At 60.9% G+C, this 13,623-nt stretch carries 10 protein-coding genes and 2 pseudogenes; 9 read left to right on the forward strand and 3 right to left on the reverse strand.

Annotated features, from left to right (window positions below; genetic code table 11):
- Positions 1-65: 65 nt before the first annotated feature.
- Positions 66-1,022 carry a glucokinase gene (locus ACRESD_RS08555; RefSeq protein WP_431750525.1) on the reverse strand — a complete coding sequence of 319 codons (957 nt, stop codon included), beginning with the start codon at positions 1,020-1,022 and terminating at the stop codon, positions 66-68.
- Complete coding sequence (gene edd, locus ACRESD_RS08560) at positions 1,019-2,845, reverse strand: phosphogluconate dehydratase (RefSeq protein WP_431750526.1); 1,827 nt, start codon at positions 2,843-2,845, stop codon at positions 1,019-1,021. Before edd ends, ACRESD_RS08555 begins: the two co-directional genes overlap by 4 nt.
- A 222-nt stretch (positions 2,846-3,067) precedes the next feature.
- Between edd and gap the strand changes: the two genes are divergently transcribed.
- The 8 genes and pseudogenes from gap to ACRESD_RS08600 all read left to right on the forward strand — a co-directional run.
- Positions 3,068-4,069 (forward strand): type I glyceraldehyde-3-phosphate dehydrogenase, encoded by a 1,002-nt coding sequence (gene gap / locus ACRESD_RS08565; protein WP_431750527.1) that lies wholly within the window; start codon positions 3,068-3,070, stop codon positions 4,067-4,069.
- 196 nt (positions 4,070-4,265) lie between these two features.
- On the forward strand, positions 4,266-4,784 hold the full coding sequence (locus ACRESD_RS08570; protein WP_431750528.1) for an RNA polymerase sigma factor: 519 nt from the start codon (positions 4,266-4,268) through the stop codon (positions 4,782-4,784).
- Positions 4,785-4,846: 62 nt separating this feature from the next.
- The gene (locus ACRESD_RS08575) at positions 4,847-5,815 is read left to right on the forward strand and encodes a FecR family protein (protein WP_431750529.1); all 969 of its coding nucleotides are present in this window, start codon (positions 4,847-4,849) and stop codon (positions 5,813-5,815) included.
- Positions 5,816-5,931: 116 nt separating this feature from the next.
- The gene (locus ACRESD_RS08580; RefSeq protein ID WP_431750530.1) at positions 5,932-8,490 is read left to right on the forward strand and encodes a TonB-dependent receptor; all 2,559 of its coding nucleotides are present in this window, start codon (positions 5,932-5,934) and stop codon (positions 8,488-8,490) included.
- Positions 8,491-8,625: 135 nt separating this feature from the next.
- Positions 8,626-9,234: a biliverdin-producing heme oxygenase gene (locus ACRESD_RS08585; RefSeq protein ID WP_431750531.1), complete on the forward strand. Its 609-nt coding sequence runs from the start codon at positions 8,626-8,628 to the stop codon at positions 9,232-9,234.
- A 95-nt stretch (positions 9,235-9,329) separates the two neighbouring features.
- On the forward strand, positions 9,330-9,731 hold the full coding sequence (locus tag ACRESD_RS08590) for a YbaN family protein (RefSeq protein WP_431750532.1): 402 nt from the start codon (positions 9,330-9,332) through the stop codon (positions 9,729-9,731).
- 280 nt (positions 9,732-10,011) lie between these two features.
- A pseudogene (locus ACRESD_RS08595) lies at positions 10,012-11,103 on the forward strand (chemotaxis protein); the annotation flags it as partial.
- A 375-nt stretch (positions 11,104-11,478) separates the two neighbouring features.
- A pseudogene (locus ACRESD_RS08600) lies at positions 11,479-12,009 on the forward strand (methyl-accepting chemotaxis protein); the annotation flags it as partial.
- 134 nt (positions 12,010-12,143) lie between these two features.
- Here the strand turns inward: ACRESD_RS08600 and ACRESD_RS08605 are convergent.
- On the reverse strand, positions 12,144-12,707 hold the full coding sequence (locus ACRESD_RS08605; protein WP_431750533.1) for a nitroreductase family protein: 564 nt from the start codon (positions 12,705-12,707) through the stop codon (positions 12,144-12,146).
- Positions 12,708-12,846: 139 nt separating this feature from the next.
- On the opposite strand from ACRESD_RS08605, the gene ACRESD_RS08610 reads away from it, so the two are divergent.
- Positions 12,847-13,623, forward strand: a 777-nt coding sequence (locus ACRESD_RS08610) for a di-heme oxidoredictase family protein (protein ID WP_431750534.1), incomplete at its 3' end; no start/stop codon positions are given.

Raw genomic sequence — 13,623 nt, forward strand, 5'->3', positions numbered from 1 at the left:
CTCCCACACTTGGAATGCATTCCAAAATGTGGGAGCTGGCTTGCCTGCGATGGCGTCATCACGGCCTACGCAAAAGCCTGCTCAAGCGCCACACCCGCTCCGGTCAAGCCGGAATACGGCGCGGTCACCAACCACACAGGAATGCCTTTGAAGTAGTCGCTCATGCAGCCTTTGTCACTGAAGCTCTTGGCAAAACCGCTGTTGATAAAGAAGTCGGCAAACCGCGGAATCACTCCACCCACGATGTACACGCCACCGCGTCCACCGGTGGTCAGCACGTTGTTGCCGGCAACCCGCCCCAGCCAGATGCTGAACTGGTTCAAGACCTCCATCGCCACCGGCTCGCCGGCCAGGCCCGCCGCGGTAATGGCTTCGGGGGTGTCCAGCACCGGCGTGTGGCCGTCCACCGCACAGATCGCGCGGTAGACACGCGGCAGGCCGCCACCGCTCAGGGCGGTCTCGGCGCTGACGTGGCCGATCTCATTGTAGATGTGCTGCCACAGCTGGGTTTCACGTGGGCTGCTCAGGGGCAGGTCGACATGGCCGCCCTCCCCAGGCAACGCCGCCCAGCGACCGCTGCCCAAGTCCAGCAACGTACCGACGCCCAGGCCAGTGCCCGGACCGATCACCACCGCTGGGCGAAACGCTTCCGGCGTACCTTCGCAGACCACACGGAATTCGCCGGGCTTGAGACGGGTCATGCCCAGGGCCATGGCCGTGAAGTCATTCACCAACAGCAGTTCATCCACCTGCAAGGCCTGGCAAAACGCAGTCTTGCTCAGGCGCCAATGATTGTTGGTGAATTTAAATTCATCGCCGCTCACCGGCCCTGCGACCGACAGGCACACCGCGCCGATGTCCCCGATTTCCAGGCCCTCTTCCTTGAGGTAGACCTTGATGGCCTCCTCTGGGCTTGAGTGATCCGCCGTGGCGTGCACCCGGATCGAATGCAGCTCCTGATCCCGCCACAACGCAAAACGGGCGTTGGTGCCCCCGATATCACCGACCAGCGCAAGCTTCACTTAAGCGTCTCCAAGGCAGAGGTAAAGGCGCTGGCGCCCTGCTCTGCGGAGCTTGCGGCCAAGCGCATAAATGCAAACAGCTCGCGACCGGCCCCCACGTTGTTGCCCAACAGGCCGGTGGCAGGTGTGCGCGCTGCGAATGCTTCGGCGTCCACCTTAAGCTCCAAGGTGCCCTTCACGCCATCCACGCGAATGATATCGCCATCCTGGACCCGCGCCAGTGGTCCACCGCTCTGGGCTTCGGGGTTGACGTGGATCGCGGCGGGGATCTTACCCGAGGCGCCAGACATACGCCCGTCCGTTACCAGTGCCACTTTGAAGCCACGGTCCTGCAGCACACCGAGGAATGGGGTCATCTTATGCAATTCGGGCATGCCATTGGAGCGCGGGCCCTGGAAGCGCATCACGGCGACGAAGTCTTTTTCCAACTGACCGGCCTTGAACGCGTCCGCCAGGTCTTGTTGATCCTGGAACACCACGGCCGGCGCTTCGACGATTTGATGCTCAAGGGCCACGGCCGAGACTTTCATCACGCCACGACCGAGATTGCCTTCCATCACGCGCAAACCGCCTTCGGCCGAAAACGCACGGGCCACGGGGCGCAGGATGGTTTCGTCGAGGCTTTCGATGGGGCCGTCACGCCAGATCAGTTCGCCGTCGACCAGGAACGGTTCCTGGGTGTAGCGGCTCAGGCCCTTGCCCGCCACGGTGTTGACGTCTTCGTGAAGCAGGCCGGCTTCCAGCAGCTCGCGGATCAGGAACGACATACCGCCCGCCGCCTGGAAGTGGTTGATATCCGCCTTGCCGTTTGGATACACGTGGGACAGGGTTGGCACCACCTCGGAGAGGTCGGCCATGTCCTGCCAGGTAAGGATGATGCCCGCCGACATGGCAATGGCCGGCATGTGCAGGGTGTGGTTGGTGGAACCACCCGTGGCATTGAGGGCAACGATAGAGTTGACGATGGACTTCTCGTCGACGATCTCGCCGATGGGCGTGAAGTTGCCGTTGGCCTTGGTCAGGCGAGTGACCTGGTGCGCGGCTTCGCGGGTCAGTGCATCACGCAGCGGCGTGTAGGGGTTGACGAACGAAGCGCCCGGCAAGTGCAGGCCCATCACTTCCATCAGCAACTGGTTGGTGTTGGCGGTGCCATAGAAGGTGCAGGTGCCGGGGCTGTGGTAGGACTTCATCTCCGATTCCAGCAGCTCTTCGCGGGTGGCCTTGCCTTCGGCATAACGCTGGCGCACGTCGGCCTTCTGCTTGTTGGAAATACCCGACGGCATCGGGCCGCCCGGGACGAAGATCATCGGTAGATGGCCATAGCGCAATGCGCCCATCATCAGGCCGGGGACGATCTTGTCGCAGATGCCCAGCATCAAGGCGGCATCGAACATATTGTGGGACAGCGCTACCGCCGTGGACATGGCAATGACTTCACGGCTGAGCAGGCTCAGCTCCATGCCTGGCTCGCCCTGGGTCACGCCGTCGCACATCGCGGGGGTGCCGCCGGCGAACTGGCCGACCGAGCCGACTTCACGCAGGGCTTTCTTGATCTGTTCAGGGAAATGTTCGTACGGCTGGTGTGCCGAGAGCATGTCGTTATATGACGAAACAATTGCCACGTTGGCGGCATTCATCATACGCAGACTATTTTTATCTTCAGTACCGCACCCGGCCACGCCGTGGGCGAAGTTGGCACATTGCAGCTTGCCGCGCATCGGACCGTCGCTGGCCGCGCCGCGAATGAGCGCAAGGTAAGCCTCGCGGGTTGCACGACTGCGGGCGATAAGCCGTTCGGTGACCTCAATAACGCGGGGATGCATGTGTAGAACTCCAGGCTAACGGATGTGGCGACCTGAGTGTCTATGCTGATCAAACGCCCGCAGCGCATGGGATGGCATGGGTGTCGTTTAAATCATCGGACCAGTTGATTCAGGTCACTCGTTGTAGATTGAACAAAATATTGCCACTAAAAAGGCTTGTCTTCTATTTTTATGCGAATAATCTTGTAATTCTTACAACAAATCGACGACAGGCACTTTCCAATGACTCTTCGCATCGCAATCAATGGTTTTGGCCGAATTGGCCGTAATGTCCTGCGCGCACTGTATACCCAAGGCTACCGCCAGGATTTGCAGATCGTCGCCATCAATGATTTGGGCGACAGCGCCATCAATGCCCACCTGCTCAAATACGACACCGTGCATGGTACTTTCGAAGCAGAGGTCGCCCACGATCAGGAAAGCCTGACCGTCAATGGTGACCGGATTGCCGTCAGTGCCATTCGCAACCCAGCCGAACTGCCATGGGCTGCGCTGAAAATCGACGTGGTGTTCGAATGCACCGGCCTGTTCACCGACCGTACCAAGGCTGCCGCCCATATTACCGCCGGCGCGCGCAAGGTGATCATCTCCGCCCCCGCCAAAGGCGCAGACGCCACCGTAGTCTACGGCGTGAACCATGACATCTTGCGTCAATCCCACCAGATCATCTCCAACGCTTCGTGCACCACCAACTGCCTGGCGCCGGTTGCCCAGGTGTTGCACCGTGAACTGGGGATCGAAAGCGGCTTGATGACCACCATTCACGCCTACACCAACGACCAGAACCTGACCGACGTCTACCACACCGACCCGTACCGCGCGCGTTCGGCCACCCAAAACATGATCCCGAGCAAGACTGGCGCCGCCGAAGCCGTCGGCCTGGTGCTACCGGAACTGGCGGGCAAGTTGACCGGCATGGCCGTGCGTGTACCGGTGATCAATGTGTCGCTGGTCGACCTCACCGTGCAATTGAAGAAGGACGCCACGGCCGAGGAAGTCAACGCACTGCTCAAAGAAGCCAGTCAACACTCGAAAATCCTCGGTTACAACACCCTGCCGCTGGTTTCCAGTGACTTCAACCATAACCCGCTGTCGTCGATTTTCGATGCCAATCACACCAAGGTCAGCGGCAAATTGCTGAAGGTGCTGGCGTGGTATGACAACGAGTGGGGCTTCTCCAACCGTATGCTGGATAACTGCCTGGCGCTGTGCAACGCCGAGTAATCGTTGGCCAGGGCTCGCCTGTGTGGGAGCTGGCTTGCCTGCGATAGCATCGCCACGGTGTAACTGAAACACCGCGGTGCCTGCATCGCGGGCAAGCCCGGCTCCCACGGGGATCTTTGCAGCATCTCAAAGTGCCACTTGCCATTTGAGTTGATGATAAGCATTATCATTAACTGCAAATCGGTCTGGTATCACTGTGAGCCAATCTCGCTTCAACCAAGTCTTTCTCACCCAACGGGTGATTCTGCTACGCACCTTGCAGCGGATGGTGAATAACCACAGCACCGCCGAGGACCTGTTGCAGGAAACCTACCTGCGCGTCACCCGCGCCATCAGCGAGCGGCCGATCGATCACCTCGAACCCTTCGTCTATCAGACCGCGCGCAACCTGGCGCTGGATCATCTGCGCGCGCGTCGGATTCAGGCCCGTACGCTGCAGGAAGATGTCCCGCTGGACGTCCTGCAAAGCGTTGCCGCCCCCATCAGCACCCCGGAAGACGCGACCCAGGCCGAGCAACTGCTCGAACACCTGAGCGTCAGCCTCGGCCAGTTGAGCGCCCGCCAGCAGCAGATTTTCATCCTCAGCCGCCTGCACGGTTGCAGCTATCAAGAGATTGCCGATCAACTCCAAGTGTCCTTGAGCACCGTGCAAAAGGAACTGAAATTGATCATGGCCATCTGTGTAGGTGTGGCCGAACGGCTGGATCAGCCTTAAGCTGCACCCGAATCCGGCTGTACGAAAGATGAATAGAACGTGGCGAAGACCCGAGGAACACCGTGACGGACCCGAATAAACTGCGCCCCCATGAGCTGGCTCATGAGGTGTTGCAAGACACGGCCATGGACCAAGCCCTCGATTGGCTGATCGCCTTGCAGTGCCCGCAGCCCGGGCAGCAGGCCGAGTTCGACGCCTGGCTGGCCAGCGACCCGGCGCATCGGCAGGCCTTCGCCAAAGCCCAGGCCGCCTGGGGTGGCGCGCCAGTGCATAGCGCCGCCGTGGCCCTGGCCGCGCCGCGCAAGCCCAGCGCCTGGCGCCGTATCAAACCGCATTGGAAACCCTTGGCCACCGCCGCTGTGTTATTGATCGGCCTGTTCAGCTTCAGCAACCTGCCTGTACGCCTGCAAGCCGATCACCTTACGGTCGTGGGCGAACGCCAACGCCTGCAACTGGACGATGGCTCGAAAGTGCTGTTGAACACCAACTCGGCGTTCTCCAGCAGCATCAAGGATCACCAGCGTGTCGCCCGCCTGTATCAGGGCGAGGCATTTTTTGAAGTGGTACCCAGCCGTGGCCTGCCCCTGGAAATTGATGCGGGCCCGGTACGCGCCAGCGTGCGCGACACCGACTTCGCCGTGCGTTACCTCAACGGCGAGGCCCAGGTGCAGGTGCAGCGCGGCGATGTCGATTTGAGCACCACCTTCAACGATGCCCGGGTGCGCCTGAGCGCCGGTGAAAGCATCCGCATCGGCCCCAAGGGCTTCGGTCAGCCGGCCAAGCTGGATGCCCACAAGGACCTGGCCTGGGTCCAGGGTCGACTGGTATTCGAAAACTGCCCGATGAGCGAAGTGCTGGCCGAACTGCGCCGCTATTACCCGGGTTGGATCGTCAACAACAACGATAAGCTCGCCAGCGTTGCGGTCACGGGTAATTACCGTCTCGACCAGCCATTGGATGTGGTGCGCTCTCTGGCACACATCACTTCGGCCAAGCTCTCGGAATACCCGGCGCTGGTCATTCTGAACTAAATGAGAATTATTTTTACTCGATAGAGGAAGGTGGTACGTCTCGTCTTAGCCAATGCAACTGATTCCTATTTGATTCAGCTCGCAACTATAAGATTCGTACCTCCGGAGCGCTCTCGATGTCCTCTCGTTTCAACCGCCGGTCTTCTTCGCCCGTTCTGTCCTTGCTGACCGCCGCCATCCTGTTGGCCGGCGCGCCCATGACGGCCGCCACGGCTGCCGAGCCAGTCGCCCGCAGCCACGGCAATTACAACTTCAGCATCGAGCAGCAGCCTTTGGTCTCGGCACTGAATGCCTTTACCGCCGTGACCGGCTGGCAAGTCGGCCTGCCGGCAGAGCTGGGCCAGGGTGTGTCGTCCCCCGGCGTACGCGGCCCGCTGTCAGCGGAAAAAGCCCTGGACCGGCTGTTGGTGGGGACCAACCTGAGCTACCGCAAACTGGGCAATAACAACATCGTTCTGGAAAGACGCGCCACGGGCAGCACACTCAACCTGCAACAAGTGACCATCAGCGCCACCCGTAACGAACAGGACATCAACAGTGTGCCCAGCACCGTCACCGTGCATGACCGCGAGGAGCTGGACCGCCAGAACGTGAACACCATTCGCGAGCTGGTGCGTTACGAGCCCGGCGTCTCCGTCGGCGGCGCCGGCACGCGCTCCGGCAATGCGGGCTACAACATCCGCGGTATCGACGGCGACCGCATCCTCACCCAGGTGGATGGCGTCGAGGTGCCCGACAACTTCTTCAACGGCCCCTACGCCAAGACGCGCCGCAACTACGTCGACCCGGAAATCGTCAAGCGCGTGGAAATCCTGCGCGGCCCGGCTTCGGCCCTGTACGGCAGCAGTGCGATTGGCGGCGCGGTGAGCTACTTCACCCTCGATCCGGACGACATCATCAAACCCGGCCAGGACGTCGGCGCCCGCCTGAAAACCGGCTACAGCTCCGCCGATGAAAGCTGGCTGACCTCCGGCACTGTCGCCGGCCGTGTGCAGGACTTCGACGGTTTGCTGCACCTGAGCCAGCGTAATGGTCATGAGAGGGAGTCCTACGACGGCAACAACGCCACCGGCCTGGCTCGCACCGGCGCCAACCCGGAAGATGCGCGCACCACCAATATCCTCGCCAAGTTGGGCTGGAATTATGGCGATGACAACCGCCTGGGCCTGACCTACGAGAAGTTCAAGGATGACCGTGACGTCAATTTGAAGAACGCAGTCGGTGGCCCGTTCGTGGGTGGCCGCGGCATGAATCTTTACCGCGACCGCCGCGGCAATGACACCATCACCCGTGAACGCTTCGGGCTGGAAAACACCTTAGCGCTCGAATCGCCGATAGCCGACCGCATCAAGACCAGCCTCAACTACCAGATCGCCAAGACCGACCAGACCACTGCCGAGATCTACCAGGCCGGCCGTCGCGTGTTGCGCACCCGTGACACGCTGTACGAAGAAAAACAGTGGGTGTTCGACGCCCAACTGGACAAGGCTTTCAGCCTCGGCGAGACCGATCACCAGGTCACCTACGGCACGACGCTCAAGCAGCAGAAAGTCACCGGTTCCCGCGAAGGCTCGGCGACCTGCCTGGCCGTCGGTTCGGGTTGCACCGCCATCGGCGCGCCCAGCCCATCCGCCAGCGACAGCGTGAAAAAGTCCAGCGACTTCCCGGACCCGACCATCAACACCTACTCGCTGTTCGCCCAAGACCAGATCGCCTGGGGCAAATGGACCTTCCTGCCCGCCGTGCGCTACGACTACACCCAGCTCAAGCCCAAGCTGACCCAGGAGTTCCTCAACACCGTCAACCCGACCGGCAAGGATACGGTCAATGACAAGGATAAAACCTGGAACCGTGTGACCCCCAAGTTCGGCCTGACTTACGCGCTTACCGATCAATACACCCTGTTCGGCCAATACGCCGAAGGTTTCCGCACGCCATCGGCGAAAGCGCTGTATGGCCGCTTTGAAAACCTCAACCTGGGTTACACCGTGGAGCCCAACCCGGACCTCAAGCCGGAAACCAGCAAAGGCATCGAAACCGGGATTCGCGGCAAGTTCGACGCAGGCTCCTTCGACATCGCGGTGTTCTACAACAAGTACCGTGATTTCATCGATGAAGACAACGCCATAGTCGGCGGCACCGTCGAACAGTTCCAGGCCGTCAACATCAAACGCGCCACCATCAAGGGCGCAGAAGCCAAAGGCCGCCTGAATCTGGATGCTTTTGGTGCGCCTCAGGGGCTGTACACCCAGGGTTCGGTTTCCTATGCCTATGGTCGTAACGACGAAACCGGCGAGCCACTCAACAGCGTCAACCCACTCAAGGGCGTATTCGGCCTGGGCTACGACCAGGACAACTACGGCGGCCTGCTGAGCTGGACCTTGGTGAAGCGGCAGAACCGCGTCGACAGCACCACCTTCCACGCCCCCGATGGCAACGGCGCATTCAAGACTCCGGGCTTCGGCGTGCTCGACCTGAGCGGCTACTACAAAGTCACCAACGACGTGACCATCAACGCCGGTCTCTACAACCTGACCGACAAGAAGTACTGGAACTGGGATGACGTACGTAGCTACGACAGCGTCGGCGAAGCCGCAGTGACCGGCCCGGCCAACCTCGACCGCCTGACCCAGCCTGGCCGCAACTTCGCGATCAACCTGATCTGGGACATCTGATCGATGCGCCTCACCTCGCCGGAATTAATCGCCGGCAGGTGAGGATTTTTTACTGTGCCGCGTCTTCTTGTTCGTCTAGTTGATAACCGCTCTCTTTAGAGCCACAAGGCGCTCCCCCTCTCAAGGACTTTTTCGATGACTGCTTCTCCTACCGCAGAACGCCCAAGCCTGCGCTCCCAGCGCCTGAACCAGATCACCAACGAACCACACACCAAGCTCGATGCTCTGGTCAAAGCCCATGCCCCGTTTGAAACCCAGGCCAACTTCGCCCGTTTCGTGGTGGCGCAATACTTGTTCCAATCGGAGCTGGTAGCCCTGTACAACGATCCGGAACTGATCAAGATCGTCCCGGACCTGGCCGAGCGCTGCCGCGCCGAAGCCGCCAAGCTGGACCTGAGCGACCTGGACACCGACGTGCCGGCACCAGTCGCAGGCGCGGTGAAGAACCCGAGCAAAGCCGAAGCCTTGGGCTGGCTGTTCGTGTCGGAAGGCTCGAAGCTGGGCGCTGCCTTCCTGATCAAGCGCGCCGTCGGCCTGGGCCTGAGCGAAACCTTCGGTGCCCGTCACCTCGGTGAACCGGCCGGTGGTCGCGCCGAAGGCTGGAAGCGCTTTACCCGCACCCTCGACGGCCTGGAATTCAGCGCCGAAGATGAAGCCGCGGTGGAAAAAGGCGCGATCGACGCATTCGTGCGCTTCACCGTGCTGCTGGAACAGGCGTACGCTAGCGCCCCTGAACTGGCCTGACGACCAAATTGAAATGCAATCAACTGTGGGAGGGGTCAAGCCCCCTCCCACATTTAGATCCCATTTCATATTGATTTTTTGTGATATCCCGACCCATGACCGGCAAAACCCAATCCACCTCGAAAATCGCCCGGGTCCTCTTCGGCTTGCTGGCCTACGTCAGCCTGGGCATCGGGTTGGTGGCGATTGTCATACCGGGTTTGCCCACCACCGAATTCATCCTGCTCGCCGCCTGGGCCGCCACCAAAAGCTCACCGCGCCTCAGCGCCTGGCTGGAAAACCACCGGCTGTTCGGGCCGATCCTGTTCAACTGGCGCAATGGCAAGATCATCGCCCGCCGCGCCAAAGTCAGCGCCACCGTGAGCATGCTGCTGTGTGCTGGCCTGATGCTCGTGATGCTCGACCACGGCTGGCCGATCTACTTGGCAATCGGCGGAATGAGCCTGGGCAACTTGTGGATCTGGTCGCGTCCGGAACGGCTTGCAGCCCCCGTATAACGTTGCCTGTAGGATTTCCCCTACCGCTCATCGCCTTCTCCTCATGAAACATCACGTTACGCCGATGTTCCGGACATAGCGCCGAATGGACTTGGCTCGCCCTGCTTGCACTTCAACAAGTCCATTCGCGAGTGAACCTATGTTCGACACCCTCTCTATCCGCTTGAAAATCGTGCTGCTGTCCGGCCTATGCCTCTTGGGGGTTATCGCGCTGATTGTCGGCATCAACCTGTATGAAGCCGACCAGAACAACCGCCTGGTCAGCGATTCAAGCTCGCGAATGCTCAACAGCAGTGTGCAGAACCTGTTGCAAGCCAAAGCCGGTGAACAAGCCGTGCAACTGCAAAAAACCTTCGGTGAAAGCCTGGTGGTGATCACCGCGTTGGCCGACCAGATCAAAAGCTTGCGCACCACAGCCGCCAAACGCGGGCTTGAGGCCAGCGCCCTGCGGGAAGAACTCAACCAGAGCCTCAAGACTGCCTTCGAGCGCAACAGCAAAGTGCTCGGCATCTGGCTGTCGTTCGAGCCCAACGGCCTGGATGGCAAAGACAGTGAGTTCATCGACGACAAAGCCCGCGTTTCCAACGAAAAGGGCCGATTTTCCAGCTACTGGAGCCGTGCCGGTGGTGAAGGTTTGAACACCATCATGGTCGAAGACGACCTGACCAAGACCACCCCCAACCTCAGCGGCACGCCCTACAACATCTGGTACACCTGCCCACGAGATACCCGTAACGTTTGTCTGCTGGACCCGTACGCCGATGAAGTGGCCGGCAAACAGATGCTGATGACCACGCTCTCGTTACCATTGATCGTCGACGGTAAAGTCATCGGCGTGGTGGGTATCGACCTGGCGCTGACGGCCCTGCAGGCGGCTACGGATACAGCGCAAAAAGATCTGTTCAACGGTGCCGGGTATCTGGAAATTCTCTCCAGTACCGGTTTGATTGCAGCCTTCAGCGGCCAACCGGACAAGGTCGGCAAAAACCTGATCGATACCATCGGCACCGAGGGCAAGGAGATCGTGCAACTGCTGGCCAGTGATACGCGCATGATCCGCGAAGAGGACGACACCATTCGCGCCGTCTACCCGGTCAAGCCAATCGCCGACGCCAAGACCTGGGGCGTGGTGATCAAGCTGCCCAAGCAAGTCATGCTCGGCGACGTGGTGAAGCTGCAAGGCATACTCGACAAGGCTCAGGATGCGTCCACCGTCAAAGCCTTGCTGGTCGGCGGCGCTGCAGCGTTGCTCGGTTTGCTGCTGATCTGGCTGACCGCCACCGGCGTCACCCGTCCGATCAACAACGTGGCCGCCATGCTCAAGGACATTGCCAGCGGCGAGGGCGACCTGACCCAGCGCCTGGCCTACGCCAAGAAAGATGAGCTGGGCGAGCTGGCGAACTGGTTCAACCGTTTTCTCGACAAGCTGCAGCCGACCATCGCACAGATCAAACAGAGCATCACCGAAGCCCGTGGCACCGCAGACCAGTCATCTGCGATTGCCCGCCAGACCAGCGAAGGCATGCAGGTGCAGTTCCGCGAAATCGACCAGGTGGCCACCGCGTCCAACGAAATGAGCGCCACCGCCCATGACGTGGCCAACAGTGCCTCCAATGCCGCCAGTGCGGCGCGCGGGGCGGATCAGTCGGCGCGTGAGGGCATGTCGATCATCGAGCAGAGCACCCGCGACATCACCACCCTCGCCGAAGAAGTCAGCAAGGCGGTGACAGAAGTCGAAGCCCTGGCGGTAAACAGCGAGCAGATCGGTTCAGTACTGGAAGTGATCCGCAGCATTGCCGAACAAACCAACCTGCTGGCGCTCAACGCCGCCATCGAAGCCGCACGCGCCGGGGAAAGCGGGCGTGGTTTTGCCGTGGTGGCTGACGAAGTGCGCAATCTGGCCAAGCGCACCCAAGACTCGGTGGAGGAAATCCGCCTGGTGATCGAACGCATCCAGAGCGGCACCCGCGGTGTGGTGGAGACCATGCACTCCAGCCAGCACCAGGCCCAGAGCAATGCCGGGCAGATCCATCAAGCGGTACAGGCGTTGAGCAAGATCAGCGATGCGGTGACGGTGATCAGCGACATGAACCTGCAAATCGCCAGCGCCGCCGAAGAGCAGAGTGCCGTGGCCGAAGAGGTCAACCGCAACGTCTCGGCGATCCGAACCGTCACCGAGACCCTCACCGGCCAGGCTACCGAGTCGGCGGCCATCAGCAGCCAACTGAATGCGTTGGCCAGCCAGCAGATGAAGTTGATGGATCAGTTCAAGGTCTGACTCGGTTTCGAAACCACTGAGATCCATGTGGGAGCCGGGCTTGCCCGCGATGCAGGCAACTCGGTGTGCCTAAAGAACCGAGTCGATGCTATCGCAGGCAAGCCAGCTCTCACATAGAGCCGGTCGGCGGTAGCTTAGAGACCGGTCCAAGCGCTGACGAACTGTGTCAGATCTTCTTTAGCTGCGGTACGCGGCGGGTTTTGCGGCGTACCCAGGTAAAGGAAGCCAATCACTTCCTCATCCGCCGTCAGCCCCAGCCCCTTGGCAACGTGGGCCGAATAAGACAATTCGCCCGTACGCCACACCGCGCCGATTCCCTGTGCATAAGCCGCCAGCAGAATGCCGTGGGCGGCGCAGGCAGCGGCCAGCAATTGCTCAGATTTCGGCACCTTGAAGTGTTCCTGCAAACGAGCAATCACCACCACGACCAACGGGGCACGCAGCGGGCCATTCAGGGCTTTGTCGATGACGGCTTGCGGTGCGGCGGCATCCTGCAGGCGTGCGGCTTCGGCCAACAACACACCCATTTGCTCACGGGCGGCACCTTCCACGGTGAGGAACCGCCAAGGGCGTAACTGGCCGTGGTCCGGCGCACGCATGGCGGCGGCGAACAGCACGTCGCGCTGCTCCTGGGTCGGTGCCGGCTCCAGCAAACGCGGCACGGAAACACGGTTGAGCAAAGCGTCGAGAGCCTGCATTGGCCACCTCCAGAAATAAATGTGCGGCCATTCTAGCGGGAATGAATCGGGTTCCACCAAACGATAATTGCTCTTATTCAATCCGCCCTGCCCTGTTAGACTTTGCGGCCTAAATTTAAGCCCTCGTTCAGGAAATTCGATGTTCCGTTCGTTTATTCGCCTGTCCGCTGCACTGATGGCCTTGAGCCTGACAGCCTGCGACGACGCCCCACGCTTCACCAAGGCTGAGCAGGGTGAAGCGCGGGCCGGCGGTGCAACGACGGTGAACAAGCGCGACCAGAACGCGTTTTCCCTGCCCTCGGCCAACCTGGCGCCGAGCCGGCGCCTGGATTTCAGCGTCGGCAACAGCTTCTTTCGCAACCCTTGGGTGATCGCCCCGTCCACCACCACCGCCCGTGATGGCTTGGGCCCGCTGTTCAACACCAACGCCTGCCAGAACTGCCATATCAAGGACGGTCGCGGTCACCCGCCGCTGCCCGATGCGCCCAACGCGGTGTCGATGCTGGTGCGCCTGTCGATCCCGGCGGCACCGGTCGATGCCAAGCTTATCGAGCAGGTCGGCGTGGTGCCCGAGCCGGTCTACGGCGGGCAATTGCAAGACATGGCCGTGCCGGGCGTGGCCCCTGAAGGCAAAGTGCGGGTGGATTACACGCCAGTCAACGTGATTTTCAAGGACGGCACGGTGGTTGAGCTGCGCAAGCCAAACCTGCAAATCACCCAGCTCGGCTACGGGCCGATGCATCCGGATACACTTTTTTCCGCGCGGATTGCACCGCCGATGATCGGCCTGGGCCTGCTCGAAGCCATCAGCGACGCCGACATCCTGCGCAACACCGACGCAAAAACCGCCGACAAAGAAGCCCTCATCGGTCGCGCCAACTGGGTCTGGGATGATGCCCGGCACACCACCGTCCTC

Origin of the sequence: Pseudomonas sp. (assembly GCF_050739995.1) — a bacterium.
Lineage (GTDB): Bacteria > Pseudomonadota > Gammaproteobacteria > Pseudomonadales > Pseudomonadaceae > Aquipseudomonas.

What these genes read in the sequence shown, in the direction of transcription:
- ACRESD_RS08585 (WP_431750531.1), top strand. Translation starts at nt 8,626, where the DNA reads ATGACTGCTTCTCCTACCGCAGAACGCCCAAGCCTGCGCTCCCAGCGC.
- ACRESD_RS08590 (WP_431750532.1), top strand. Translation starts at nt 9,330, where the DNA reads ATGACCGGCAAAACCCAATCCACCTCGAAAATCGCCCGGGTCCTCTTC.
- ACRESD_RS08605 (WP_431750533.1), bottom strand. Translation starts at nt 12,707, where the DNA reads ATGCAGGCTCTCGACGCTTTGCTCAACCGTGTTTCCGTGCCGCGTTTG.
- edd (WP_431750526.1), bottom strand. Translation starts at nt 2,845, where the DNA reads ATGCATCCCCGCGTTATTGAGGTCACCGAACGGCTTATCGCCCGCAGT.
- ACRESD_RS08580 (WP_431750530.1), top strand. Translation starts at nt 5,932, where the DNA reads ATGTCCTCTCGTTTCAACCGCCGGTCTTCTTCGCCCGTTCTGTCCTTG.
- gap (WP_431750527.1), top strand. Translation starts at nt 3,068, where the DNA reads ATGACTCTTCGCATCGCAATCAATGGTTTTGGCCGAATTGGCCGTAAT.